Source organism: Pseudomonas asgharzadehiana (assembly GCF_019139815.1).
In the GTDB taxonomy this organism is placed as follows: Bacteria; Pseudomonadota; Gammaproteobacteria; order Pseudomonadales; family Pseudomonadaceae; genus Aquipseudomonas; species Aquipseudomonas asgharzadehiana.
In genome coordinates, this window is sequence record NZ_CP077079.1 from 2,490,544 (window position 1) to 2,515,685 (window position 25,142).

Sequence of the window (25,142 nt, forward strand, 5' to 3'; positions counted from 1 at the left end):
CCTGTCTTGCCAAGGCAACACCTGGCAGTACAGATGTGCTAACTGATCGCGCTTGGGGGCGTCGGGCTGCCGTAGCCATCACGCTAGCCTGAACGAAATGCCCCCAAGAGAAACACAGACGTTGCTATCTGTCGGTGTACTTAAGCCCGCGCTTGCGAAACGCTCACAACCCCGCTGTCTTGTGCGACATACATTGAAATAAGCAGCATTGACGGATCTTAACTTAGCGTGAAGCACAAACGCATGCGGGTAGTGCTTCAGAATTGGTCACACATACAGAGCGCACAATGCCCTATGTTCTCGTAATAGGAGACCTAAGCGAAGGTGCTCCGTCGTGAGTAAGCTACGCCCAGACCCGCCGACGCTATCGTAAAGTGTTTTGCTACCTTCAATGCGTCGCTCGAGGTGTACACAGTGTCTTGATAGAGTGGTAAAGAGCCGTATTACTTATGTTGATAAATCAAGGCGTAATGGAATAGCCGAACGCTTCGAAATCTTCCAGGTACAGATCGGAGATTAGCGCCACGGATTCATTGCAAAGGTAATCTTGGTAGTCATACGTTTTCGTATAGGTATTTGTCTTCGGGACGCGCTCTATATTAATTGATGTGTTTTCTCTCAAGAGCTCGGGAAGGCCACTTATTTGCTCCAAGGGAATAACCAGGTCAACCAGAAGGTTGCCTTTATAGTCATACAGGAACGAAACCTGCTGCTGCCATTGGACGTGGCTTCTTCTTTGGATTTTATGCAGGTACGTCAAGAAACTATCGCCTGCCTCCATGCCTATGTAGTCTCGCAAGTCAGCCCTGGAGGACATGTATAGATATTGCGAAACACTTCGAGCGAATGGATTTCGGACGATTGAGAATTTGAATAGATTGTCGAATTTTTCGCGGCCAATCTGCTGCCTGATTTGCATCGCTTTCAGGTGTTGCAAACCTCCGGTCTGGAACTTGTTGTGGTACTGATCAAGAAATCCCATCCAAAGGTTTTCTTCAGTCTTCTCATGTTCTTCCCAGATGGCCGACTCGACTGATGTTCCGCCGCACTTGGGTATGTGAATGAACAGTGTGTTGTGTTTTTCCGACAGCATGGTGTCCCTTATTAATTATATGTTTGCATCCGCTGCAGTTCTTTTGTGTGCCAAACCTGCGAAAGCCCCCAGCGGGGTCAGGAATTCCGATTGCTTTTGATATCGGCTGAAATCCGCGGTTCTGAATAGCGTTGGCTGGCGCATCTTAATGCAATGTAGCTGACCTCTGAAGCCCGGCGACTGCAAAGTGGCCGCGGTATCGATGCACACCGGCTCACTGCCGTAGCCGGGTATTGCGCACATAACGCGCCGGCGACGTGCCCAGTGTCTTTCTAAACATGCTGATGAACGAGCTGACAGACTCGTAGCCCAGCGTTTCAGCGGTGCTCTGCACCGACAGCCCCTCGGCCAGGCTTTGCAACGCGACAATGATCTGCCATTGCTTGCGCCATTGGCCGAAGGTCAGGCCGGTCTCGCTTTTTACCAGGCGGGCCAGTGAGCGTTCACTCATGGCCACTTGCTGTGCCCAACTCGCCATGGTGGCGCGGTCGGAGGGGGCTTGCGCCAGCGCCCGGGCGATGGTGCGCAGCGGGGTAGAGGCGGGCAACGGCAGGTAGAGCTGTTCAGTGGGGGCCAGTTCAAGTTCTTCGAGCAACACGCTGGCCAAGCGTGCGGTGCGAGAGTGGGGCGGGTAGTCCTGGGCCTGGCCGCTCAAGTGGCGGATGAGCTCCAGTAGCAGCGGTGACAGCGCCAGCGTGCGGCAGCGATCCGGCAGTGACGCGGCGCCGGGTTCCACGAACAAAAAACAGACTTGGCCGTTGGCCGTGACACGGTTGCTATGAGCGACGCCCCCCGGTATCCACACGCCGAACCCTGACGGAACCATCCACACGCCATCTTCTCCCGTACACACAATGCCGCCGCCATAGGCGACTACCAGTTGCCCCTTGCGGTGCGTATGTACGGCGGACTCGCTGTCGTTGCGCTGGGTTTCGAGCGTCAGCGCTACGACAGGTTGCGCAAGGTTGTCGTACTCGAGCTGATCGGTGGGTAAGGGCTGGATCTGGGCCATGGCGTGCAATCGAAGCGTGTCTGGATTTGATTATATTTTGGCAGTCTACTCAATATCGGCAGCGATGCTAATCACTTAGCATCCCCGGCAAGCCCCTTCTGGATGCGGGCGAATGTCAGAAGCCTGCGAATCCGGTGCTTGCCATGCTCAGCGAAATCTCCATTGCCAACCTCTATTTTCCGCCCTTGTTGATCTACCTGGGCGTATCGGTGCTGGTCTACACGCTTATCGACCGCCTGAGCCGTCGCTGGCTGGACGCGGCGTGGCACCCGGCGCTGGCGCGTTTTTTTATTTCACTCATCGTCGTGTCGGCGATGGTCGTCAACTGCTGAGCGAGGTCGGCCATGGTTATCGTCAAAATTCTCAAACCTGCCGCCACGCTGGCGCTTGGCTTGCTGGCTGTGGTGTTCTGCCTGCAACTCTGGCGGGCGTATGTGTTGGCGCCCTGGACGCGGGACGGGCGGGTGAGCGCGCAGGTTATCCGTATTGCGCCGCAGGTTTCCGGCCAGATCGATCGGTTGTCGGCCAGTGACAACCAATGGGTGGCAAAGGGCGATTTACTCTATCGCATCGATGCGCGCGCCTATCGGCTGGCGGTGCAGTTGCGCACGGCGGAGTTCGCAGAGGCGCGCAGTGTGTTCGAGCAGCGCAGTGCGCAATTCAAGCGCCGAGCCCAGTTGGCCGACGCCATCGCCCGGGAAGAAATTGACAATGCGGCGCGTGACTTGGCGGTGGCCCAGGCGCGCCTGGACGCTGCGGCAAGCCAGTTAGCCCAGGCGCAGCTCGACCTGGACCACACGACGGTGCGTTCGCCGGTAGACGGCTACGTCACTCAACTGCGGCTGCAGCCTGGTGACTATGCGCAGGCCGGCACTACCAACCTGTTCGTGGTCGATGGCCATAGTTTCTGGGTCACCGGATATTTTGAGGAGACCAAGCTGCCGGGCGTGCGCATCGGCGCGCCGGTGTCAATCAAACTCATGGGGTTTGCCGCACTGTTGCAAGGGCATGTGGCAAGCATGGGCCGGGGGATCGCCGACGCCAATGAACTGCGCAACGACAGCGGTTTGCCCACGGTGAGCCCTACCTTCAGTTGGATTCGGTTGGCACAGCGTGTACCCGTGCGCATCGAGTTGGAAAACGTACCGGACGGCGTTGAGTTGGCGGCCGGCATGACTGCCAGTGTCGAAGTGACACAGCCCAACGCCGCGCCGCGCTGGCGGCTCACGCAATGGTTACAGGCCTTCATGTGATGACGCGTATGGCGACACGCCTTTTCGCGGCGATCCCCCCGGCCCTGGACGCCCGCCACCTTTTTTTACGTGCTGCGCAGTATCGTGGCGGCGGGTCTGTCGCTGTGGCTCGGCTTCCAGCTGCATCTGGACTCGCCGTTCTCGGGCGCATCCACCGTGCTGCTGCTGGTACAGCCGATCCAGGGGGCGGTTCGTGGCAAGGGCGTCCACCGGATGCTCGGCACCCTGATCGGCCTGGTCGCGGCCTTGCTGCTGACAGGGTTGTTCGCGCAACAGATGTTGTTGTTCATCCTCGGCATCGGCCTGTGGCTGGGCCTGTGTGTGGGGGCAATGACCGTCTTGCGCCATTACCAGGCCACGGCGGCCGTGGTGGCGGGCTATACGGTGTGCCTGGCGTTGGGCCCGGCCATCGTCGCGCCTGAGCAGGGGTTCGACCACATCATCACCCGTGGCACGGCGGTGGCGTTAGGGGTGCTGAGCCTGAGCCTGGTCGTCACGCTGTTCAGCGCCAAAACGATGGAGCATGCAGTTCGACGCTCGCTGGTCGACGTCTGTGCCCGCAGTGCCCGGCTGATTGCCGCGAGACTGTCTGGCGAGCAGCCTGCGGAACGGGCAAAGCAAGGTCGCTCGCTCGCGATGCAGATTGGCAAGGTGGACGACCAACTGGGGCTCGCACGGGGCGAGTCGTCGCTGATTCGCTCCCGGCAGTTGGCGATTCAGGCAGGCCTGGCGCATCTGCGCTCCGCTGTGCTCGACGTGCAGGCGGGCGACCCATACCCCGGCATCGACCTCACGTCGCGGGCTCAAATAAGCACCGCGCTACAACAGTTGAGTGAGCGGATGCTCGACCCCCGCTGCGACTTTCTGGCCGCGGCCGATACGGTGGGGCAACTGCGTGGCTTGGCGCAGGCTCTGGCTGACTCAAACCCTGATTCACGCTTGCCCGGTGAACGCCTGTACGAGCAATTGACGGACCTGAGCGAGGCCCTGCTGAATTTCTCCAGCCTCGATCACGCGCGCCCACAGCGGGTGCGCGCCGTGGGCTATCACCGCAACTACGCCGATGCGGCGCGAAACGGCATCCGGGCGCTGCTCGCCACGCTGGCCGCCGGTGGGGTCTGGTATATCAGCGGCTGGGATCAAGGGCCCACACTGCTGGCGGTCCTTGGCCCGTGCTGCACGCTGTTGGCAACGGCGCCCGCACCCGCCCAAGGCATTGCCAGCTTTATACGCGGCACGCTCTATGCGGTTTTGGCGGCAGCGCTGTGCAAGTTCCTGCTGATGCCGCAGATCAACGGGTTCCCGCTGTTATTTTTGCTATTGGCGATGTTCTGGTCGTTCGGGATTCACGCGACGAGCCAACCACGCAGCGCCCTGCAAGGCGTTGCCTACCTGATCGGGTTTAACACCTTGGTGAGTACCGGTGATACCGCCCTCTATGATTTCGCCGGTTTCGCGAACCAGTCGCTGGCCTGGTTCGCGGCCATGCTTATCTGCCTGTTGGCGTTCCAGATATTGCCCAAGGACCCGGCTAAACATATTCAGGCATTGAGGCGTTCGCTCCATCAGGACACCCGTCGGCTACTTCGCCAGGCGGGTGCTGTCGATCACTCTAGATGGCAAGCCACACAACACCACCGGATCGTCGCGCTCACAACAGTGCTGGGCGCCGATCACCAGCACGATGACCAGGCGGGCTACCTGTCGCTGCAACTGAGTAAGCAATTGAGCCGGCTACAGCGTGAAGCGAGCGGCATTGCCCCTGGATCGCCGGTGGCCCAATGCGCGCAAACCGGCGCTCGGCGGATGGCTCGATATGCTTACGACCCGGCGATCAGCGCCGCGCAGGCGCGCCGCACAGCAAGGTCGATGAGAAGGCTTGGGGCGCCTGATTTGGCGATCTGTTACCAGGACTTGGCCTGGCTGCTGGAGCAATACGCCAACGCTGCTCATCCCCGTGTCCCCTAAAACAAACCGGTGCCTGCCGGCGGTGCGCGTCTCTCGCCAACGGCGATAGGTGACGGATCTGCTCTACTATGAGCCAATGCTCATGTGTGCAATTGCCCTTACCACTCGCCGGATGCCCTACCCATGAAAGACCTGCCGCCGACCGCGACACTGCGCGCCTTTGAAGTCGCCACCCGGCACCCGACCTTTACGGCTGCCGCCCAGGAGCTGCATGTGACCCAGAGCGCGGTCAGCCACCAGCTCAAGCACCTTGAGGCGCTGTGGGGGTTGCAGTTGTTTGAACGGGGCAAGGCGTTACGCCTCACGGCAGCGGGGGCCACGCTGGCGCCTATCGTGCGCGAGTTTTTCATGAGCCTGGAAGCGACGTTGGCTGACCTGCGCGAGCAAAAAGGCCGGGTGCGGCTGAGCGTCAGCACCACCTATTCGTTCGCCTTGAAATGGCTGCTGCCTCGCTTGCCGAGTCTCTCTCGCCAACACCCCGAACTGTTGGTCTCGCTGGACACCACCGACAAAATCATCCACTTCTCCGATGCCCAGGCAGATGTCGCGATCCGGCTCGGCAAGGGCAATTACCCTGGCCTGCATGCGCAGTTTCTGTTCGGCGAGCAGGTATTTCCCGTGGCCAGTCCCGAACTGCTGCAGCGCCTCGGCACACCCTGCAGCCCCGCCGAACTGTTGCAGTTTCCGCTGCTGACCCGGGATGGCGCCGAGCTGGTGCCGAAATGGGAGGTGTGGTTTCAAGCGGTCGGGCTGGTGTTTTCGCCGCTCAAGGAGAGCGTCAGGTTCGGCGATACCAACATGACGGTCGAGGCCGCCTTGCTCGGCCAGGGCGTCGCGTTGGTGCGCAGCGGGCATGTCGAGAACGAAATCAGCGATGGCCGTCTGGTGCGACTGTTCGATGTGCCGTTCCCATCGCCGCTTGCCTACTATTTTGTGTGCCCCAAGGGCCTGGAGTCGCAGCCGCACGTGGTCAGCTTTCGCCAATGGTTGATCGGCGAGGCGCTGAAAGTGCGGCGGGCGGATGAATGATGCATGAGCATCTATTCATGCTGCGATGAGGAGACTTCTCTGTTGTCCGGGGGCTGGGTTGCCTAAGATGGCGCATGCCTATCCATCTCGTTGTCCTCGTTCTGTTTGCCGCGCTCCTGCATGCCAGCTGGAATGCGTTGCTGCGCGGCGGTGCCGATCGGCTTTGGTCGATGACGGTGATGTGCATCGCCATCGCCATTGCCTGTGTGGTCGCCGCCGCATTCATGGCGCCCCCCGCGCCTGAAAGCTGGGGCTATGCGCTGCTTTCGGGGTTGTTGCATGTGGGCTACAACCTGTTCCTGGTGCGCAGTTACCGGGTCGGCGATTTGGGGCAGGTCTATCCGATTTCGCGTGGGTCCTCGCCAGTGCTGGTCACTCTGGGGGCGGCGGCCTTTGCCGGGGAAAGCATCGCTCCCGGCCAGTTGCTCGGGATTGCCCTGGTGTCAGGCGGGATTATTTCGCTGGCCTTCAGGGGGCGCAGCCTGTCGGTGCCCAGTTTGCCGTATGCGCTGGGCACGGGCTGCTTTATCGCGGCCTACAGCGTCGTCGATGGCATGGGGGCCAGGCTTTCCGGCGCGCCGCTGGCGTACACGGTGTGGATGTGCGCGTTGTGGGGCGTGCTGATGCCATTGGTGTACATCGGCCTGCGCGACGCCCGCAGCCTGTTTTCCGTACGGCCCGGCACCGTGACCGCCGTGGTCGGCGGGCTGGTCTCGCTGCTCGCCTATGGCGTGGTGATCTACGCCATGAACGAGGCGCCGTTGGGCGCGGTATCGGCATTGCGCGAAACCAGCGTGCTGTTTGCGCTACTGATCGGTTACCTGTTTCTCGGCGAGACGCTCACCGTTCGCCGGATCCTGGCGTGCGTCGTGATCGTCAGCGGCGCCATCATCATCGGCTGATGCAGCCCACTGCTCTGGGGGATTTTCCATGGTTAACGTCTTGCAGGCTCCGCTGATGCTTATCACCGGGGGAGGGCGCGGAGTGGGGGCGGCGACCGCCCGGCTGGCCGCCGCAAAGGGCTATGACGTGGCGATCAGCTATGTTGCCAACGAGCCGGCGGCGTTGGCGGTGGCGGCGCAGGTCGAAGCAATGGGGCGCAGGGCATTGGCCGTCCGCGCGACAGTGCGGACCCTCGACAGGTGGCCGATTTGTTTGCCGCCATCGACCGCTCGTTCGGGCGCATCGACGTACTGGTCAACAACGCCGGGATGCTGGAGAAGCAGTCACGCCTGGAGGACCTGGGCTTCGAGCGGATGCAGCGCATATTCGCGGTCAACTCCATTGGGCCGATACTCTGTGCCCAGCAGGCGGTGAAGCGCATGTCTTACCGCCACAACGGCCCGGGCGGCGTGGTGATCAATGTGTCTTCGGCCTCGGCGCGCCTCGGCAGCCCCAATGAATACATCGACTATGCGGCATCAAAGGGCGCCTTGGAGACATTTACCATAGGCTTGGCCAAGGAGGTGGCCCGGGAGGGGATACGCGTCAACGGTGTTCGCCCTGGGCACATCTATACCGACATGCATGCCAGCGGCGGCGAGCCGGGGCGGGTCGATCGCGTCAAGGACTCGATCCCCATGGGGCGGGGTGGCCAACCGGAGGAAGTGGCACAGGCCATTTTATGGCTGGCCGGCGCCGAGGCGTCATTCGTCACCGGGACGTTCCTGGATGTGACGGGGGGTAAATGAGCCGGTGATACCGGCCTGGATGCGCTGCCACTCAAACAGGGCAGCGCACGCGACCGGCGGAGGTGAAAATGGGCGAGCCCGTCAGCGGGTCACTGGGCGAGCCAATAGCCGATGGTTGGCACGATCAACACCGTGCTGATCGCCATCGACAGTACATTCCCAATATACGGATGCAGATAACTCGGCAGCCGTCCGGCAATCGAGCACGCCAGCGGCGGAGCAACCAGCGCCCCCAGCAGCGCACTGCTCACAATCACCGTCATGCTGCCGCCATAGGCCAATACCACCGCAGGTACCACCGACACCAAGGGCACATAGGTCGGGTACCAGCCCCGTTTGCGCCATTGCTGACGCCACACCAGCACCCCCAGCAACGAGGACAGGTAACCGGTATTGGCCAGCTCCGGCAGCACAATCAGATTGGCGCCGTTATTCACCGCTTCCAGGGCCAGGCTCAGGCTGGTGTTCAGGTTGGCGGGGCGGTTTTGCGTACCGACTTGCGGATCGAATTGCACAACGGCGACGCGCACGGGACTCGTGGATACGTTCATGGCACAGACCTCTTTTTATTGTTATCGGCCCACCTGTTGGGGTGGTGGGCGTTTAGTAAGAAGTCTTTTTTTGTACGCGTTCCAGTCGGCCGTTTCCGTTTGGTTTGTAGTCCTTTGCTGCAATGCCTGCGCCTGCGGCCTTGATAGCTTAAGTGGACAGCGCTAATGCCCTTCCGTAGCATCACGCGTTCGCTTTAGCGCCTCAAGGATGAAACCCATGCCGTTTTTTTCGCTTCGGCTCACCGCCGCCATTGGCGTCGCCGCGTTGTTTTCCACGTTGCTGGCTGGGTGTGCAGCCAGGAACACGTACGTTGACGCCGTAGAGCCCGACGCGGCGAAACTGCGATTCGTTGCCAATACCTCTAACGCAAAACTCTATTACCTTGACGACCAGCGCTGCGAGGGTGCGACGGGCGAGCTCAACACCCTATACGTGCCTGACACCCCACGCCGTGCAGACATGATCATTGCGCCACCGGCCAAAGCCCGAGGCTTTCTGGAAATCAAGGTCAGGCCGCGCATCCCGGGTTATATCTTTCTCAGCACCGACGGATACAACTGGTCGTGCGGTCTGCAACTCGATTTAACCCCACAAGCCTACGCTGAATACGAAGTCACCTTGGACGTGCGCGGTAATCGATGCAGCGCTCAGCTGAGTCGCTTGATGCGCGTCGATGATCAAGACGTGCGGGTGCCAATGCCGGCGATTCAAAGCGGTACACCGGCATGCTTGCGTCCGGCTCCCTCGAGTTCGCGAACGCAATAGGCGTGCCGATCAGAGCATGCGGCGCAGCACATCGTTGCGAGGGTCTGGGTCGTAAAAGCGGTGCTTGAGGGCGCCCACCACATGCAGCGTGATCAGCCCTAGCAGGGTGTAGGCGAGCACTTTGTGCAGCCATTGGAAGACGACAAACCAATCGTCGTTCTTGGCCAGCAGCTCCGGCAGGTTCACGCCGAAAAAGAACACCCCGTCACTCATGGTGTATGTACTCGACATGGAGTAGCCCATCAGCGGCACGATCACCAACAGCGCATACATCACACGTTGTGTGAGCCTGGACAACACCCGTTCGTACGGGGCCAGTGTTTCCAGTGGTTGGGGAATGCTCGGCGCCCGCCAGCGCAGGACGATCTGGGTGAGTATCAGCAAAAGCGTGAGCACGCCGAAGGACTTGTGCCAGGGGTAATAGAACTCGTATTTGCTCGCCACTTCATCATTCAGGCCGGTCATGTGCCAGCCTGCCCAGAGCAGGCCCAGGACGAGCACGGCACGTACCCAGTGCAATGCGCGCAGGGAGGTCGGATACCGATCTATTGTCGGTTGATCTATTGGGTTCATCGTGGGCTCTCCATTGATCCTCAACGGCGTGAGGAATGCACGGTTGGGTGGCCACCCCGCGGGCACAGGGCCGCAGAGTGGCTGGGGCGGTATAGGGTCAGTCGGGCAGCAGCACGGTAATGACTTTTTCCTCGGTATAGGCCAGCGCGCCGCTCAACCCGCCTTCACGACCAAGACCACTGGCCTTGACGCCGCCCCATGGCAGGTTGGCGTCCAGCGGGCTCCAGCAGTTGACGCCGATGGCGCCGGCCTTGACCTGCGCGGCCACGCGGTGCGCGCGCGCCAGGTCGGTGGTCCAGACCGTGGCCGCCAGGCCGTAGGCGGAGTCGTTGGCCAGTGCCACGGCCTCTTCTTCGCTGTCGAACGTGATCACCGTACCGACGGGCCCGAAGATTTCGTCCTGGGCGATGGCCATGTCGTTGCGCGCGTCGGCGAAGATCGTCGGTCGCACGAACCAGCCTTGCCCAGGAGGGGAGACCCCGCCGGCCAACAGCGTCGCGCCTTGATCGATGCCCAACTGAATGTAGCGGTTGACGCGGTCGAACTGCGCTTTCTTGGCCACCGGCCCCATCTGCACCTCGGGTTCGCGTGGGTCACCCACCTTGACCGCGCGCGCGGCATCGGCCAGCGCGGCAGCGAAGCGTTCGGCCAGGCTGCGCTGCACCAGGATGCGCGAACCGGAGGCGCAGATCTGCCCCTGGTTGACGAACAGGCCCAGGGTGCAGCCGAACAGCGCGTCATCGAATGGCGCGTCGTCGAACACGATCTGCGGGCTCTTGCCGCCCAGCTCCAGCGCCACTCGCTTGAACAGCACACCGGCGGTGCGCTGGATCTCGCGCCCGGCCTCGGGGCTGCCAGTGAAGCTGATCTTGGCGACGTGTGGGTGCTCGCATAAGGCGCGGCCCACTTGCGCGCCGTAGCCGGTGACCACGTTGATCACCCCGTCCGGAAAGCCCGCTTGCTGCGCCAGCACCGCCAGGTGCAGAGCCGACTGCGGGGTCTCTTCCGAGGGTTTGACCACCACCGTGCAGCCCGCCGCCAGCAAGGCGGCGAGCTTCCACACCGTGATCATCAGCGGTGAGTTCCACGGCACGATGGCGCCGACCACGCCCACCGGTTCGCGCACGGTGTACGAGAGGGTCTTGCTGCCGAAGTAGCCGCCGGTGGGAATGGTGCGGCCCTCCAACTGGTTGGCCCAGCCGGCGGCGGCGCGCAGGTTGGCGATGGCGTTGGGCAGGTCCATCCGGCGTGGTTCGAGTGGCGAACGGCCGATGGCGTCGGCGTCCATGTCGGCCAGCAATTGGCTGTCACGTTCCACCAGGTCCGCCAGTTTCGACAGCAGCCGACCGCGCTGGGCGCCGTCAAGCCGGCTCCAATCACCGCCTTCAAGCTGGACGCGTGCCGCAGCCACGGCGCGGGCCACGTCGTCGACGGTGCCGCTGGCGCAGCTGCCGTAGATCTGTTCGGTCACGGGGTTGATGAGCGGGATGCGACCACTGTCGCTGGCTTCGCACGACGCGCCTTGGATGAAGTGGTTCAGGTGCTGATTCATGTGAGTGTCCGGGGGTGATGAGCAGGGGGCATATACCTCATGCCTCAAGGGAGGCCAGGGCGTCGCCGAATACGTCCAGCGCCTTGAAGAACATTGCGCGCGGGATCGTCAGCGAGGGCATCACACGCATGACGTTGCCGTAGCGGCCGCACGGGATCATCAGCACGCCGTGATTCATCAGGTAGCCCATGAGCCGGCCGATCTTTTCGCCCGCCAGCGGGGTCTTGGTGGCGGCGTCTTCGACCAGCTCGATACCAATCATCAGGCCGCGACCGCGCACTTCACCCACCAGCGGGCTGTTGAACGCGCGGATGTGTGCCTGCGCTTCCAGCCCCAGGGTGTGGGCGCGCTCCAGCAGGCCGAGTTCCGGGTCTTGCAGGATGCTGATGTTGGTCAGCGCCACGGCTGCCGACAACGAGTTGGCGGCGAAGGTATTGGGCATCGACCCGTCGGGAATCGCAGCCGCCAGGTCCGAGCGCATGATCAGTCCGGCCATCGGCAGGTCACTGCCGATACCCTTGCCGAAGGTGAGCATGTCGGGCTTCACGCCGGAATGCTCCACCGCCCACATCTTGCCGGTACGCCCCGCGCCGGATTGCACTTCATCGACAATCAGCAGCGCGCCGGCGCGGTCGCAGGCTTTGCGCAGCAGTTGCAGGAACTGCGGCGAGGGCGGCACGTAGCCGCCTTCGCCCTGTACCGGTTCGACGATCACGGCGGCCACATCATCGGCGGCGGTGTAGGGGCTGTTGAGCAGGTAATCCACGTAGTCGCCGGCGATCTGCTCGGCGCTTGCGTGCGAGGTGTCGAAGGGAAAGCGATAGGCGTAGGGGTAGGGCGCATGGATCACGCCACCCATCATCGGGCCGTAGCCCTTGCGGTAGGCCGTGCCGGTGGTGAGCGCGCCGGAGGCATTCCACACACCATGGTAGCCGCCGTGGAAGGCCAGGATCTGGTGACGCCCGGTGATGCGTTTGGCGAACTTGACCGCCGCCTCCAGCGCGTCGCTGCCGCTTTGTGTGAAGAACGTGATGCAGTCACCGCGCAGGCCCTCGGGCGCGATCTCCGAAAGCTTGGCCGCCAGTGCGGTGCGGCGGGTGCTGTTGATTTCCAGGGCGTGCATCAGCACTTCGGATTGGTCGCGGATGGCCTGCACCACCTTGGGGTGGCAGCGCCCGACGCTGCTGACGCCCACGCCCGCCGACAGGTCGATGTAGGTATTGCCGTCGGGGTCCTTGAAGGTCGCGCCGAACGCGCGGTCCATGGCGATCGGCATGCGCCCGCCGCCGCGCGCCATCGACTCGGTGCGTGCCGACAATGCCAGCGCCTCGCGGGTCATGGGGCCGGGCAGGGTTGTGGAAATCATTCGCGGCGCATCCGCAAAATGCAGGGCTTCTAATTTGGACTCACTCATGACGAACTCTCTGGCTGACGGTTTTCAGTGAGCCGATCATTCTCATGACAGGGCCTTGACCGTTAGCCCGAATCGGCAAATCGACGCGCATGAGCTGCGCCGTTGCCGATGCATGGCGGCAGATACAAAGAATTTGCAATGCGTGACCTATGTGGGACTATCGCAAAACACGGCAGGCTGGAAACAACACTATCGGCAGAGGTTTTCACCCATCATGCAAAACCATCATGTGAGCCACTTTCGCGATATCCATGTGCATGCCGCCACTGTCCAGGAATGGAGCCAGGACTACAGCCAGTTAACCGCCGGCCAGGCCGAAAGTTCTTTGATGCAACTGACGACGGCGCGTTGCCACGTGTTCCGCGAGCAGATCAACCAACGCGTGGTGCAGCACGGCGTGGCGCCGCGCGGCAAGATGTGCTTCGCCGTGCCGATCAGCGTGCCGGGCTCGACGCGCATGCAGGGCCGCGAGGTGGACGACAGCAGCCTGTTTTTCCTGCACGGCGGCGAGGAGTTCATGTTCCATATGCCGATGGGCATGGAGCTGTTGTCCGTCACGTTCGAGCGCGAATGGTTCGAGCAGGCGTTGACGCACACGGCGTCGGCCGGGGAGATCGGTCGGTTGTTGCGTCAGCCGGTGATCCGGGTCTGCGCGCAGCGCTTTGCCCAGGCCCGAGGGCGATTGCTGGCGATGCTGTCCCTGGCGGTGACCGACCAGGCGCCCGACAGCGCGTGTGAGCCCAGGCTTGAGCAGGCCCTGCTCGATGAACTGATGCAGCTGCTCACCGACCCGGCCTGTGACAAACAGCAGCGCAGCCCGAGCTCCACGCGCAGCTTCATTGTCGAGAAATGCCACCGGCTGACCACGGCCGAGATGCTCAACGTGCCCAGCGTGAACGAACTGTGCGAGCGCCTCCAGGTGAGTCGCCGCACCGTGCAGAACAGCTTTCGCGCGGTGGCCGAGACGACGCCGCTGAACTACCTGCGCTCGGTGCGGCTCAACGGTGTGCGCCGCGCCTTGATGTCGACCGCGGCGTCCCGTCTCTCGGTCGGCGATGCCGCCGCCCAATGGGGCTTCTATCACCTCAGCCATTTTGCCGAGGAGTACCACGCCCTGTTCGCCGAGTTGCCCTCGCAAACCGCGCGTGCCGCCATCCCTGCCTGCGCGCGCGCCTGAACACCCGCCCGCCATGGCGCATCAATGGCCTGGCGCCGCTGTAGCGATACCGGCCGCCGCCTAGGCGCGGAACTGGTCCATCAACTGCATTTGATGATTGGCCCGCGCATTGAGCTGGCTGCTGACCTGCGCCGATTCGGCCGCCTGTTCGGTCAGCGTTTCGGTCACCCCGCGAATAGTCGAGACATTGCGATTGACCTCCTCGGCCACCGCACTTTGTTCCTCCGCCGCGCTGGCGATCTGCAGGTTCATATCGCTGATGACCGTCACCGCCTCGCTGATTTTGCCAAGCGCTTGCACGGCCTGGTGAATCTGCCTGGCATTGCTCTGGGCCTGTGCATGGCTTGAATGCATGGTGGCCACCACGCCACGCGTGCCGGTCTGGATGCGTTCGATCACCAGGCGGATTTCCTCCACCGAATCCTGGGTGCGCTTGGCCAGGTTGCGCACTTCATCGGCCACCACCGCAAAACCGCGCCCGCTTTCTCCGGCGCGTGCGGCCTCGATTGCTGCGTTGAGTGCCAGCAGGTTGGTTTGTTCGGCAATGCTGCGGATCACCTCCAGCACCGAGCCGATCTGCTCGCTGTTGACCGCCAGCGCCTCGACTTCGGTCACGGCCTTGCTGACTTCATTGGCCAGGGCGTTGATGTCGTGGGTACTGCGTTCGATCAGGGTAATGCCGTCTTTGGACGCCTGGTCGGCACCCCGGGCCGCCTGGGCGGCGTTCGACGCGCTGCTGGCGACTTCATGCGCCGTGGCGCTCATTTCGTTGGAGGCGGTTGCCAACTGGTCGATCTCGCGAAACTGCACCTGCATGCCTTCACTGGTCTGCCGTGCGATTTCCGAAGACTGGTCGGCGGTGCCGCGTGCATCGGTGATGCTCTGCTTGATCTGCGCAATGGTGGGTTGCAGCTTGTCGAGAAAGCGGTTGAACCACTGCACCAGTTCGCCCAGTTCGTCCTTTTTGCGGTAATTGAGCCGTTGAGTCAGGTCGCCGTCGCCGCTGGCAATCGCCTTGAGCATCTGCGCGACGCTGTTGATCGGGCGCGTCACGCCGGAGGCGGTGAACCCGATCAACAGCAGGCCCAGCAGCCCGGCGCCGATGGCCACCAGCAGCGACTCCAGGGTGTCGCGGGTCTGGGTCTGGTCAAGCAAGGCTTGCAGTTTCACCGAGTCGGCCAGCAAGACCTCCCTGGGCAGGTCAATGACCACGCCCCAGGGCGCCGCCTGCGGGATCGGCGCGACAGGGTAGACCGCGCGAATCGATTGATCCTGGGCCAGCACGACCGGCTTTTTTTGCGCCAGGGCGCTGAGCACCGCCTGGCCTTCCTGCGCCAACGGCGCGCTGATGGGTTTGCCGATCTGGCTGGCGTCGCTGCTGTAGGCGGCAAGCACCCCGCTGTCGGACACAATCAGCATGCGCCCCGAACCGTTGAACAGTGCGCGCTGGGCATCGCTCGCGGCCGCTTGCAGGGCGCCGAGCGCAAGGTCCACGCCGAGCGTGCCGACCACCTTGCCATCCACGATCAAGGGCATGGACAAGGTGGTCATCAGTTGCACCTGCCCGGCCTGCGTGTCGGCGTAGGGCGCCATCAGGCAGGTACGCCCGGTGTCTCGCGGGCAGGTGTACCAACTGTTGTAAGGCGTGCCGCTGATGCTCAGTTCGGTTTTCTGCAAATCGGCTTCGGGTATCAGGATATTCATCGGTTGGCCGGCGCCCCGGTTCCAGGCGCTGGCAAAGCGTCCGTTTTCGTTGGAGGCACGTGCGGCGTCGTTGGCGAATTCGGCGTCCCTGCCGTCCAGCGCATTCGGTTCGTAGACCAGCCAAAGCCCCAGTACCTGCGGGTTGTGGTCGAACGTGGTCTTGAGCGCCTGGTTGAGTTCTTCACGCAAGGTCGTGGCGGCCAACCCGCGCTGGGCGGCCATGTCGCGCAGGTGGCTCGCCTGGTCGGCAAAGGCGCTGATGGTCTGCAGGCTGCTGCCGAACACCCGTTGCAGGTTGCTGGCCTGCTCGGCGGCCTTGGCCTGCAGCAGGTTCTCGCCACTGTCCGTGAGCATCCGGCTGCTTGAGGTGCTGATCAACCGGTTGTTCTGGCTACTCTGGTAGAGGTTCATGCCGACGATCAGGCTGATCACGCCCAGCAGGCACAAGCCCGAGAGCAGCACGATTTTCAAGCGAATGGAGAGGGTGTCGAACATTGGGCTATCTCACGGGTGAACAGCGTGTTGAACGATCATCGGTTGGCCTGGGCCACCGATTTCTTATTGGTTTGTCAGTGCATCGGCCGGCGCCGCGTTTTGCGCACAGGCGTTTGCCACGGGCCGACTGGCGGTTGGTGCCACTGGCCGACAGCCGGGCAGAGGGGGCCTGAACCTAGCATGCAGGCCAGCAGCTGCGCGCGACTATCCCAAATCGGCGTGGAGTGTCGCGGCGGGTGACCTGTTTTGGGGCGCTGGCGGCGATGTTACCGATTTGGGATAGCGAGGGTTCCGTAGGCGGGCATAGGATCGAATCCAGCGTGCAACCTCAAGAATAAAAGCGCTACCCGGCACCGATAGAGCCTGAGTCGGCGCCACCCCACAGCGACTGCCTCATACAATAAGGTCAATAACATGAGTGTAACTATGCCGGTCAATGGCTCTACGGAGCTCAAGCGTGGCGCCCTGGGTGTCGGCTTCATCATCTTTTTTGTGATTTCGGCGGCGAGTCCGCTCAGTGTGATTGCCGGCGGATTCCCGATCGGCATCATGCTGGGGAACGGCGCCGGCACCCCGGCGTTGCTGTTGCTGGCCCTGGCGGTGCTGATGGCGTTTTCGGTGGGTTACACCACCATGGCGCGGCACGTCACCAACGCCGGTGGTTTCTACGCCTTCACCTCGCGTGGCCTGGGCGGCCTGGCCGGCGGCTCGGCGGCGGTGCTGGCGATGTTCGCCTACAACATTTTGCAGATCGCCCTGTACGGCATGTTCGGCGGTGTGGTCAGCGGCACCATGGAGAGTGTCTTCGGCCTGGTGTTGCCCTGGTGGTCCTATTCGCTGCTGGCGATGGTCAGCATTGCGATTCTCGGCTATCGCAAGATCGACCTGTCGGCGCGGGTGTTGTCGGTGGTGGTGATCGCTGAATACCTGGCGATCCTCACCCTGGATTTCGCCATTCTCAAGACCGGTGGCGACAGCGGGGTCAACCTTGATTCCTTCAGCAGCCAGCACGTGTTCAGCGGTACGCCGTCAATCGGCCTGCTGTTCTGCTTTGCCGCCTTCATCGGCTTTGAGGCCACCACCATTTATGGTGAAGAGGCGAAAGACCCGCAGCGCACGATTCCAATCGCAACCTACAGCTCGGTGCTGCTGATCGGCGGGTTCTATGCGCTGTCGGTGTGGGCGATGGTGGTGGGCGTGGGCGCGGACAAGATCGTGCCGATGCTGCAAGCCCTGCAGGACCCGACCACGTTTATCTACGGCATGTCCGACCACTTTGTCGGGCCGCACCTGACCCAGGTTATCCGCGTGCTGTTCATGGTCAGCATCTACGCCGGGCTGCTCGCGTTTCATAACGCCGCGGCGCGTTACTTCTACGCCATCGGGCGTGACGGCTTGCTGCACAGCCTGCTGGGCACCACCCACCGTGTGCACCAGAGCCCACACATGGGCTCGGCGTTGCAAAGCCTGATCGCCGCGGTGGTCGTGCTGATTTTCGCGGCGATGGACGCCGACCCGATCCTGCAACTGTTCGCCTGGTTCTCCAACCTGGCCACCCTGTGCGTGATCCTGCTGATGGCGATGACCTCGGTCGCGGTGTGCGTGTACTTCCATCGGCATCCCGAGCTCAAAGTCGGGATCTGGCGTGGACGCATCCTGCCGATTTTCTCCTGCCTGGCCTTGCTGATGGTGCTGGTGTTGGCGGTGGTGCATTTCGATGTGCTGACCGGTGCCAGCCAACTGTTGTCCTACAGCCTGTGTGCGGTCATTCCGGCGGCCTTGTTGGCCGGCATCTACCTGGCCGCGCGCCTGCGCAAGGTTGCGCCGCAGCGGTTCCTGGCCCTGGGTAGCCACAAGCTCTAAAGCACGTTCCGACACACCCACTGCGACTTATTTTGCGTCGCACGCCAAAGCTCGTCTGCGTTAAAGGAAGCGTCCACATGCAGCACTACACAATGCTTATCAACGGGGTTCAGGTTGCCGGTGAAAACGGGCAGTTTGATGTGATCAATCCAGCCACCGGCACAGCCTTCGCGCAGTGCCCGGCCGGTTCGCTGGCGCAACTGGACGCGGCGGTAGACGCCGCCCAGGCCGCGTTCAAAACCTGGCGCCTGAGTACCCATGCGCTGCGTTGCGAGCGCCTCATGGCGATTGCCGATGATATTGAGCAAAATGCCGACGCATTGGCCCGGCTGATCGTGCTTGAGCAAGGTAAACCGCTGGAGCTGGCATTTTCCGAAGTCATGGGGGGCGCCGCCTGGACCCGCTACGCCGCCGGGCAACAGATCGACGTCGAGCTGGTGGAAGAAACCCCGACCCAGCGCGTCGAGCTGCACCGCAAGCCCCTGGGGGTGGTGGCCTCCATCACACCGTGGAACTGGCCGTTCATGATCGCCGTGTGGCACATCATGCCGGCGCTGAGGGCCGGTAACTGCGTGATCAGCAAACCGTCGAGCCTGACGCCGCTGAGTACCCTGCGCCTGGTCGACATCATTGCGCGGCATGTGCCCAAGGGGGTGATCAACTGCGTGACTGGCGAGCAGGGGTTCGGCAGTGCGATAACGTCGCACCCGGGTATCCAGAAAATCGTCTTCACCGGTTCTACCGCCACCGGCCAGAGCGTCATGCGCGGCGCCGCCAGTAACCTCAAGCGCCTCACCCTGGAACTGGGCGGCAACGACGCCGCCATCGTCCTGCCCGGCACGCCGGTTGAGGTGGCCGAGGAGATATTCCAGGCGGCGTTTCTCAACATGGGCCAGACCTGCGCGGCGCTCAAGCGTTTGTATATCCACGAATCCCAGTACCAGGCATTTGCCGATGCATTGACGCTGATCGCGGGGCGCCAGGTGGTGGGCGATGGCTTGGAGCCCGGCGTCAACTTCGGCCCGGTGCAGAACCTGGATCAACTCAAGCTGGTCGAGGCATTGGTCGACGATGCGCGGGCCCAAGGCGCGCGCGTGTTGTGCGGCGGCGCGCGCCTGGATCACCCAGGCTTCTTTTACCCGCCCACGCTGGTCGCCGATGTGACCGACGGCCAGCGCCTGGTCGATGAAGAGCAGTTCGGGCCGGTCTTGCCGCTGATCGCCTACCGCGACGTCGAAGACGTACTGAGCCGCGCCAACGCCGGCGACATGGGCTTGGGTGGCTCGGTATGGGGCCCGGATGTGGCGCAGGCCCAGGCGCTGGCCAGCCGTTTGGAAAGCGGTGTGGCGTGGGTCAACTGCCACGCGCGCATCCAGCCCAATACCCCGTTCGGCGGCAGCAAAATGTCTGGTTTCGGCGTCGAGTTCGGCCTGGAAGGGTTGCTCGAATTCACCGGTCAACAGCTGCTGTTCGTCAATAAGCGCGCGGCCGAGTAAGCCTTGCCCACCTGGCGCAGCAAAGCTGCGCCGCTCTCATGCCAATAGCTAAGACAGCCTTTAAAGGCGCACCCTGAGGAGCTTCGATCATGCGGTATCCATCCACTTCAATGCTGGGCGGCACATTGGCTTGCGCCTTGTCGCTCGGTGCCATCAGCCAGGTCCAGGCCTACGAGCTGTACAGCGATGAAAGCCGTCATCTCAACGCCGACATGACCGCCGTATTCGGCATGTTCAACAGCCGCAAAAACTACGACGGCACGGCGGGCGGTTCTACCTGGCGCGAAGGCTTCATCAAGTATGGTGTGAGCGGCGACCAGTCCCTGGCCGGTAACGGTACTGCCTATGGCGCCTTTGCGTTGGTCAGTTCCGCCACCTGGGGCGATGGCGACCCGGCCGGCAATACCCTCGGCAGCGAACGCACCACCAAGATCGAAGACGCCTACCTGGGGTGGCGCTCCGGAGATCTGTTTCCGGCCCTGGGCCAGGACGGCGTGGATATTTCCGGTGGGCGCCAGGTGGTCAAGCTCGGCAGTGGCTTTTTGATCAACGATGACGGCCCGAACCTGGGCAAGGGCCCGGCCGATGGCGCGATGAACCGTGGCGGTGCGTATTACCTGGCCGCGCGGCATGCCTTCGATCAAACCGCGTTTCTGCGCCTGGGCGGCAAAGACGGCCTGCACGGCAGCCTGCTGTGGCTTAAATCCGACAACCGCGCCCAGGCTGAAAGCGAAGTGGCCGCCGGCACGCTGGATTACACCACCAAGCCCGGCACCCTGGGGTTGACCTGGGTGCATGGCATCGATGTGAACGAGCGCTGGGCCAGCGATTTTCAGCGCCAGCGCAAGGGCATGAACGTCTACAGTGTGCGCGGTGAAGGCGACGCCGGCCTGCCGAACGTGAACCTGGCGTTCGAATATGCCTGGCAGGACAAGGACAGCGGGCCCGAAAAAGCCTGGTACGGCGAAGCCGGCTACACCTTCGCCGATGTCGCCTGGACGCCGAAGGTCACCTATCGCTATGCCCGTTATTCACAAAAGTGGGATTCGCTGTTCACCGGCCTGAGCACCGGCTACGGCACCTGGTTGCAGGGTGAAGTGGCCGGCAACTATGCCGGGCCGTTCAACAGCAACACGCGCATCCAGCATGTGAGCCTCAAGGCCATGCCGCTGGAAAACCTGACGCTGGGCGCGCTGTACTTCGACTTCGACACGGTGCGCAAAAGCAATGCGCTGAACCTCAATGCGCAGGAGCTGGACCTGTATGCCGAGTGGGCGGTCAACCCGCACTTGATCATCACGCCGCTGATCGGCCTCTACAAACCCAAGGAAGACGCCACCAGCGGCGGCAACCAGGCCGTCGGCAACGGCACCAACCTGTACAGCCAGCTGACCGTCGCCGTACCGTTCTGACCCGCCATCACCGTCGCGTTTCAGGGCGCGGCGGTGCGGGGGTGATTGCGCATGTTCTCGGCGATGCGCCGCGTGGTGTCCATCACCATTTCGATCACGGTTTCCTGGCGCAGCAACTTGAAGCTCTGGGTGCTGCCGACGGCGGACAGGCTGCCGATCACCTCGTCGATATCCGGCTGGATGATCGGCGCGGCGATGCCGGTCAGGCCCAGGTTGAGTTCGTCGTGGGTCAGGCAATAGCCATCCTTGCGGATCTTTTTCGTGGCCTTGGCGAAGCTTGCCCAGTCGTAGGGGCTGTCCGGGTCGCCGGCCATGTGTTCGTCGAACAGGCGTTGCAGGCGTCGGCCCTTCTGAAAGGCGATCAATACCTTGGATTGCGCCCCGCGAAAAAACGGCAACGGGTGCCCGCGCCCGAAGGAGAAGTGGTAGGTATCGGTGGGTTCGGCGATGTAGGTATTGATGATGCGCCCGTCATAAAAAACGCTGGCGAACACCGCCAGGCCAGTCTGCGCCGACAGCTCGTGCATCAGCTCGCGCCCCGCCAGCAGGATAGGGTCGTACTGGCGCATCATCCAGTCCAGTTCGATCACACGCGGCCCCAGGCCATAGCTGCCGGCATCCACACGGGTCAGCAGGCCGGCGTCGCACAGATCCTTGACGTAGCGATACGCCGTGGCGCGCGACAGGCCCATGCGTTCGGCGATGGTGTCCGGGTCGATCCTCAACGTCGCTGGACCGAACAGGTCCAGGACACTCAGCAATTTGCTCAGGCTGCTCATTTCGTTCCTAGAAAGGGGGGGTGGCACGCGGCTAAGCACTATAGGCGAAAACAGCGCAGATCCAAGCCCGCGTCCACAGACGGCCTGCGGGGTTGCGCCACATTACATCAGCTCGCGATAAATGCAATTTAGATAGGCATTAAATATTCATAAATCTCAAAATAAGAGACAAACTAATAAAAAATGCTTGTTTGGTGTGTTTTTGTATGTGATAAATCTCACCACATAAAACGCTCAAGCGAGAGGGCAGAGCATGAATGGCGCGCAACTGATAGTGAATGCGGCGGCGGCAAGCGGTATCGAGTACTGCTTCGCCAACCCGGGAACCACCGAGATTCCACTGGTGGCGGCCATGGCCAGCGCGCCGGCCCTTAAACCGGTGTTGTCGTTGTTCGAAGGGGTGTGCACCGGCGCCGCGGACGGCTATGGCCGTATCGCCGGCAAACCGGCGATGACCCTCACGCACTTGGGCCCGGGCTTTGCCAATGGCATCGCCAACCTGCACAACGCACGGCGCGCCAACACGCCCATCGTCAATGTGATCGGTGATCACGCCTCGTGGCACGTCAATTACGATCCGCCCCTGGCCAGCGATATCCAGGCCCTGGCCGGCAGCGTGTCCAGTTGGGTGCGCACCTCGCGCACCGCCTCGGGAGTCGGCGAAGACCTGCAAGAAGCCATGCGTGCCGCTTGGCAAGCCAAGGGCCAGATTGCCAGCTTGATTTTGCCGATGGACCTGCAAGCCAACGCCGTGACCCACACCGGCCGGTTCAGCCCACTGCGGGCGCCGGTGCGGCGCTTTGCCGGCGACCGCATTGAAGCCGTGGCCCAGGCGGTGCGCGATGGCCAGCGCCTGGTGTTCATCGTCGGTGACCATGGCTTGTCGGTGGCCGGGCTGGAAGCGGCGGGGCGCCTGGCGCAACTGCCCGGCGTGCGGCTGTTCGCCGAAACGTTCCCGCGCCTGAGCTACCGCGGCGGCGGTTTGCCCGACCTGGATCGCCTGCCGTATTTCCCGGAAGTGGCCATCGAAATCCTTGAGCAATACGACAAAGTGGTGTGTGCCGGTGTACCCGAGCCCATCAGTTACTTCGGTTATGAAGGTATCCCGTCGCGGCTGGCCGAGCGTGAGCGCCTGTTGTCGCTGGCCGAGGTCGGCGACGACGTGGCCGGGGCGCTGACCGCGCTGGCCGATGCGCTGGATGCCCCGGCCTATGTGCCCACGCCGCAGGACATCCAGCTGCCGCCGGGCGAAGCGGCGTTGAGCGCGCAGTCGGTCGGCCAGCTTTTGGCCGCCGCGCTGCCGGACGACTGCATTGTCTCGGTGGAGGGCGGCACCTGCGGCTATCCGTTTTTTACCGCCTCGGCGCGCGCCAAACGGCATCGGGTCATGACCAACACCGGCGGCGCAATCGGCCAGGGCATTCCGGTGGGCTTCGGCGCCGCGCTGGCCGAGCGTGGCAATCGGGTGTTCTGCCTGCAATCGGACGGCAGCGCGCAGTACACGATCCAAACCCTGTGGAGCATCGCCCGCGAGCAATTGCCGGTGGTGATCCTGATCGCCGCCAACCACCGCTACGCGATCCTGCAAAACGAATTGCGCCGTTTCGGCATGACCGAACTCGACCCCCAGGCCCTCAAGCTGACCGTGCTCGACCGTCCGCGCATCGATTGGAAAGCCCTGGCCAAAGGCTACGGCGTGCCGTCCTGCACCGTACACACCAACGCCGAACTGCAACGCGCACTGGCCAACGCCGCCGCCGATGCGGGGCCTTGCCTGATCGAAATGGCACTGTGAAGGAGTCGATGATGAAGCAGCTTGATGTGTTACCCCAAGTGCGCGCGTTCCTGGCGCAACCCGGTCGCCTGTTCATCGGCGGAACCTGGCAGGACGCCGCCGGCGGTCGTCGATTTGCCGTGGAAAACCCGGCTACCCAGGAGACCCTGACGGAGGTTGCGCAGAGCGACGAGCGCGACGTGGATGCCGCCGTCGCGGCCGCCCGCGCCGCCTTTACCGGCACCTGGGCCATGCAGTCGCCGGCCCAGCGCGGTCTGTTGCTGTTTCGCCTGGCGGACCTTATCGACCAGCACCGCGAGGAGCTGGCCCAACTGATCACCCTGGAGAACGGCAAGACCATCGCCACCGCTCGCGGTGAAGCGGCCAGCGCCGCCACCATCATTCGTTACTTCGCCGGCTGGCCGACCAAGATCGAAGGCGGCACCTTGCCGGTTTCGCCGGCCAGCGGCGCGCCGATGCTCAACTACACCCTGCGCGAGCCGGTGGGCGTATGTGCCTTGATCGTGCCGTGGAATTTCCCGCTGAACATGTGCGTGTGGAAGCTCGGCCCGGCGCTGGCGACCGGCTGCGTGGCGGTGCTCAAGCCGGCGGAGCAGACGCCGCTGGTGGCGATCCGGCTGGTGCAGTTGATCGAGGCCGCGGGGTTTCCGGCGGGCGTGGTCAACCTGATCACCGGCCTGGGCGCCGAAACCGGCGCGCCGTTGGCGCAGCATGCGGATGTGGACAAGATCGCCTTCACCGGCTCCACCCAGGTCGGCCGGCTGATCGCCCAGGCGGCCACGCGCAACATGAAAAAGGTCTCGCTGGAGCTGGGGGGCAAGTCGCCCAACATCATCTTGCCCGACGCCGACATCGTGCGTGCCGCCAAGGGCGCCGCCGATGGCATTTTCTACAACCAGGGCCAGGTGTGCACCGCCGCTTCGCGTCTGTATGTACACGCCAGCGTGCTCGACCAGGTGCTTGAAGAGCTGCAACGCCATGCCGCCGCGCATGTGCTCGGCAACGGCCTGGACCCGGCGAGCAGCATGGGCCCGCTGGTATCGGGGCGCCAACTGGAGACGGTCAAGGGCTACCTGCAGCGTGGTCGGGAAGAGGGCGCCGAACTGATCTGCGGCGGCGAGCGTCCGGCGCACCTGGAGCGCGGTCATTTCATTGAGCCCAGCGTCTTTCTCGACCGTGCCGAGCGCGCCTGCGTGGCCCGCGAAGAAATCTTCGGCCCGGTGCTCACCGTGATGAGCTGGACCGAAGTCGACGAACTGGTACTGCGCGCCAACGATTCGCCGTACGGCCTGGCCGCCGGCCTGTGGACCCGCGACCTGCGCTCGGCGCACCGCCTGGCGGCGCAGCTCAAGGCCGGTTCGGTGTGGGTCAACTGTTGGAACGTCGTCGATGCGGCTTCGCCGTTCGGTGGCTACAAGCAATCCGGCTGGGGCCGGGAAATGGGCAAGAACGTGATCGACGCTTATACCGAGACCAAAAGCGTATTCGTCGATCTGGCCTGAACTGAATCATCACTACG

20 protein-coding genes and 1 pseudogene are annotated in these 25,142 nt (G+C 62.9%); 13 read left to right on the plus strand and 8 right to left on the minus strand.

Translation table 11 applies throughout. From position 1 onward, the window contains the following. Positions 1-460: 460 nt before the first annotated feature. Complete coding sequence (locus KSS96_RS11530; RefSeq protein WP_065878619.1) at positions 461-1,093, minus strand: sulfotransferase family 2 domain-containing protein; 633 nt, start codon at positions 1,091-1,093, stop codon at positions 461-463. A 214-nt stretch (positions 1,094-1,307) separates the two neighbouring features. Continuing rightward, positions 1,308-2,105 carry an AraC family transcriptional regulator gene (locus tag KSS96_RS11535; RefSeq protein ID WP_217856321.1) on the minus strand — a complete coding sequence of 266 codons (798 nt, stop codon included), beginning with the start codon at positions 2,103-2,105 and terminating at the stop codon, positions 1,308-1,310. Between the two features lie 143 nt (positions 2,106-2,248). Here KSS96_RS11535 and KSS96_RS11540 point away from each other — a divergent pair, with 143 nt between their 5' ends. From KSS96_RS11540 to KSS96_RS11565, 6 genes and pseudogenes are all read left to right on the plus strand, one after another. Continuing rightward, positions 2,249-2,437 carry a DUF1656 domain-containing protein gene (locus tag KSS96_RS11540; RefSeq protein WP_065878617.1) on the plus strand — a complete coding sequence of 63 codons (189 nt, stop codon included), beginning with the start codon at positions 2,249-2,251 and terminating at the stop codon, positions 2,435-2,437. 12 nt (positions 2,438-2,449) lie between these two features. After that, positions 2,450-3,358 carry an efflux RND transporter periplasmic adaptor subunit gene (locus tag KSS96_RS11545; RefSeq protein ID WP_217856323.1) on the plus strand — a complete coding sequence of 303 codons (909 nt, stop codon included), beginning with the start codon at positions 2,450-2,452 and terminating at the stop codon, positions 3,356-3,358. A gap of 69 nt (positions 3,359-3,427) precedes the next feature. Continuing rightward, entirely contained in the window at positions 3,428-5,326 is a 1,899-nt protein-coding gene (locus KSS96_RS11550; RefSeq protein WP_225913333.1) for an FUSC family protein, read from the plus strand. Positions 5,327-5,449: 123 nt separating this feature from the next. Continuing rightward, positions 5,450-6,355 (plus strand): transcriptional regulator GcvA, encoded by a 906-nt coding sequence (gcvA, locus tag KSS96_RS11555; RefSeq protein ID WP_017526961.1) that lies wholly within the window; start codon positions 5,450-5,452, stop codon positions 6,353-6,355. A gap of 74 nt (positions 6,356-6,429) precedes the next feature. Next, positions 6,430-7,257: an EamA family transporter gene (locus KSS96_RS11560; RefSeq protein ID WP_017526962.1), complete on the plus strand. Its 828-nt coding sequence runs from the start codon at positions 6,430-6,432 to the stop codon at positions 7,255-7,257. Positions 7,258-7,312: 55 nt separating this feature from the next. Further along, positions 7,313-8,046 (plus strand): annotated as a pseudogene (locus KSS96_RS11565) (SDR family oxidoreductase). 89 nt (positions 8,047-8,135) lie between these two features. Here KSS96_RS11565 and KSS96_RS11570 read toward each other — a convergent pair. Next, on the minus strand, positions 8,136-8,597 hold the full coding sequence (locus KSS96_RS11570; RefSeq protein ID WP_065878609.1) for a nitrilase-related carbon-nitrogen hydrolase: 462 nt from the start codon (positions 8,595-8,597) through the stop codon (positions 8,136-8,138). A gap of 217 nt (positions 8,598-8,814) precedes the next feature. On the opposite strand from KSS96_RS11570, the gene KSS96_RS11575 reads away from it, so the two are divergent. Next, positions 8,815-9,363 carry a hypothetical protein gene (locus tag KSS96_RS11575; RefSeq protein WP_065878607.1) on the plus strand — a complete coding sequence of 183 codons (549 nt, stop codon included), beginning with the start codon at positions 8,815-8,817 and terminating at the stop codon, positions 9,361-9,363. A gap of 9 nt (positions 9,364-9,372) precedes the next feature. On the opposite strand, the gene KSS96_RS11580 is transcribed toward KSS96_RS11575, so the two are convergent. The 3 genes from KSS96_RS11580 to KSS96_RS11590 form a co-directional block, all read right to left on the minus strand. Then, positions 9,373-9,936 (minus strand): cytochrome b, encoded by a 564-nt coding sequence (locus tag KSS96_RS11580; RefSeq protein WP_065878605.1) that lies wholly within the window; start codon positions 9,934-9,936, stop codon positions 9,373-9,375. Between the two features lie 97 nt (positions 9,937-10,033). Then, positions 10,034-11,488: an aldehyde dehydrogenase family protein gene (locus KSS96_RS11585; RefSeq protein WP_065878602.1), complete on the minus strand. Its 1,455-nt coding sequence runs from the start codon at positions 11,486-11,488 to the stop codon at positions 10,034-10,036. 37 nt (positions 11,489-11,525) lie between these two features. Next, positions 11,526-12,902: an aspartate aminotransferase family protein gene (locus tag KSS96_RS11590; protein WP_017526968.1), complete on the minus strand. Its 1,377-nt coding sequence runs from the start codon at positions 12,900-12,902 to the stop codon at positions 11,526-11,528. A 214-nt stretch (positions 12,903-13,116) separates the two neighbouring features. Between KSS96_RS11590 and KSS96_RS11595 the strand changes: the two genes are divergently transcribed. Further along, positions 13,117-14,079 carry a helix-turn-helix domain-containing protein gene (locus tag KSS96_RS11595; RefSeq protein WP_068936452.1) on the plus strand — a complete coding sequence of 321 codons (963 nt, stop codon included), beginning with the start codon at positions 13,117-13,119 and terminating at the stop codon, positions 14,077-14,079. A gap of 60 nt (positions 14,080-14,139) precedes the next feature. Here KSS96_RS11595 and KSS96_RS11600 read toward each other — a convergent pair whose 3' ends face one another. Beyond that, positions 14,140-16,278, minus strand: coding sequence for a methyl-accepting chemotaxis protein (locus KSS96_RS11600; RefSeq protein ID WP_217856325.1), 2,139 nt, complete (start codon positions 16,276-16,278; stop codon positions 14,140-14,142). Between the two features lie 414 nt (positions 16,279-16,692). On the opposite strand from KSS96_RS11600, the gene KSS96_RS11605 reads away from it, so the two are divergent. The 3 genes from KSS96_RS11605 (at position 16,693) to KSS96_RS11615 (ending at position 21,049) form a co-directional block, all read left to right on the plus strand. Next, a complete protein-coding gene (locus tag KSS96_RS11605; RefSeq protein ID WP_217856327.1) occupies positions 16,693-18,141 on the plus strand; it encodes an APC family permease in 1,449 nt (482 codons plus the stop codon). Positions 18,142-18,218: 77 nt separating this feature from the next. Next, on the plus strand, positions 18,219-19,637 hold the full coding sequence (locus KSS96_RS11610) for an aldehyde dehydrogenase family protein (RefSeq protein ID WP_065878597.1): 1,419 nt from the start codon (positions 18,219-18,221) through the stop codon (positions 19,635-19,637). Between the two features lie 89 nt (positions 19,638-19,726). Next, positions 19,727-21,049, plus strand: a complete 1,323-nt coding sequence (locus tag KSS96_RS11615; RefSeq protein WP_177412893.1) for an alginate export family protein — start codon at positions 19,727-19,729, stop codon at positions 21,047-21,049. Positions 21,050-21,069: 20 nt separating this feature from the next. Here KSS96_RS11615 and KSS96_RS11620 read toward each other — a convergent pair whose 3' ends face one another. Continuing rightward, on the minus strand, positions 21,070-21,828 hold the full coding sequence (locus KSS96_RS11620) for an IclR family transcriptional regulator (protein WP_017526974.1): 759 nt from the start codon (positions 21,826-21,828) through the stop codon (positions 21,070-21,072). 253 nt (positions 21,829-22,081) lie between these two features. Here KSS96_RS11620 and KSS96_RS11625 point away from each other — a divergent pair, with 253 nt between their 5' ends. After that, complete coding sequence (locus KSS96_RS11625; protein ID WP_017526975.1) at positions 22,082-23,623, plus strand: acetolactate synthase large subunit; 1,542 nt, start codon at positions 22,082-22,084, stop codon at positions 23,621-23,623. 11 nt (positions 23,624-23,634) lie between these two features. After that, on the plus strand, positions 23,635-25,125 hold the full coding sequence (locus KSS96_RS11630; protein WP_068936444.1) for an aldehyde dehydrogenase family protein: 1,491 nt from the start codon (positions 23,635-23,637) through the stop codon (positions 25,123-25,125). The last annotated feature ends 17 nt before the right edge of the window (positions 25,126-25,142 follow it).

What these genes read in the sequence shown, in the direction of transcription:
- KSS96_RS11530 (WP_065878619.1), bottom strand. Translation starts at nt 1,093, where the DNA reads ATGCTGTCGGAAAAACACAACACACTGTTCATTCACATACCCAAGTGC.
- KSS96_RS11535 (WP_217856321.1), bottom strand. Translation starts at nt 2,105, where the DNA reads ATGGCCCAGATCCAGCCCTTACCCACCGATCAGCTCGAGTACGACAAC.
- KSS96_RS11540 (WP_065878617.1), top strand. Translation starts at nt 2,249, where the DNA reads ATGCTCAGCGAAATCTCCATTGCCAACCTCTATTTTCCGCCCTTGTTG.
- KSS96_RS11545 (WP_217856323.1), top strand. Translation starts at nt 2,450, where the DNA reads ATGGTTATCGTCAAAATTCTCAAACCTGCCGCCACGCTGGCGCTTGGC.
- gcvA (WP_017526961.1), top strand. Translation starts at nt 5,450, where the DNA reads ATGAAAGACCTGCCGCCGACCGCGACACTGCGCGCCTTTGAAGTCGCC.
- KSS96_RS11560 (WP_017526962.1), top strand. Translation starts at nt 6,430, where the DNA reads ATGCCTATCCATCTCGTTGTCCTCGTTCTGTTTGCCGCGCTCCTGCAT.
- KSS96_RS11570 (WP_065878609.1), bottom strand. Translation starts at nt 8,597, where the DNA reads ATGAACGTATCCACGAGTCCCGTGCGCGTCGCCGTTGTGCAATTCGAT.
- KSS96_RS11575 (WP_065878607.1), top strand. Translation starts at nt 8,815, where the DNA reads ATGCCGTTTTTTTCGCTTCGGCTCACCGCCGCCATTGGCGTCGCCGCG.
- KSS96_RS11580 (WP_065878605.1), bottom strand. Translation starts at nt 9,936, where the DNA reads ATGAACCCAATAGATCAACCGACAATAGATCGGTATCCGACCTCCCTG.
- KSS96_RS11585 (WP_065878602.1), bottom strand. Translation starts at nt 11,488, where the DNA reads ATGAATCAGCACCTGAACCACTTCATCCAAGGCGCGTCGTGCGAAGCC.
- KSS96_RS11590 (WP_017526968.1), bottom strand. Translation starts at nt 12,902, where the DNA reads ATGAGTGAGTCCAAATTAGAAGCCCTGCATTTTGCGGATGCGCCGCGA.
- KSS96_RS11595 (WP_068936452.1), top strand. Translation starts at nt 13,117, where the DNA reads ATGCAAAACCATCATGTGAGCCACTTTCGCGATATCCATGTGCATGCC.
- KSS96_RS11600 (WP_217856325.1), bottom strand. Translation starts at nt 16,278, where the DNA reads ATGTTCGACACCCTCTCCATTCGCTTGAAAATCGTGCTGCTCTCGGGC.
- KSS96_RS11605 (WP_217856327.1), top strand. Translation starts at nt 16,693, where the DNA reads ATGAGTGTAACTATGCCGGTCAATGGCTCTACGGAGCTCAAGCGTGGC.
- KSS96_RS11610 (WP_065878597.1), top strand. Translation starts at nt 18,219, where the DNA reads ATGCAGCACTACACAATGCTTATCAACGGGGTTCAGGTTGCCGGTGAA.
- KSS96_RS11615 (WP_177412893.1), top strand. Translation starts at nt 19,727, where the DNA reads ATGCGGTATCCATCCACTTCAATGCTGGGCGGCACATTGGCTTGCGCC.
- KSS96_RS11620 (WP_017526974.1), bottom strand. Translation starts at nt 21,828, where the DNA reads ATGAGCAGCCTGAGCAAATTGCTGAGTGTCCTGGACCTGTTCGGTCCA.
- KSS96_RS11625 (WP_017526975.1), top strand. Translation starts at nt 22,082, where the DNA reads ATGAATGGCGCGCAACTGATAGTGAATGCGGCGGCGGCAAGCGGTATC.
- KSS96_RS11630 (WP_068936444.1), top strand. Translation starts at nt 23,635, where the DNA reads ATGAAGCAGCTTGATGTGTTACCCCAAGTGCGCGCGTTCCTGGCGCAA.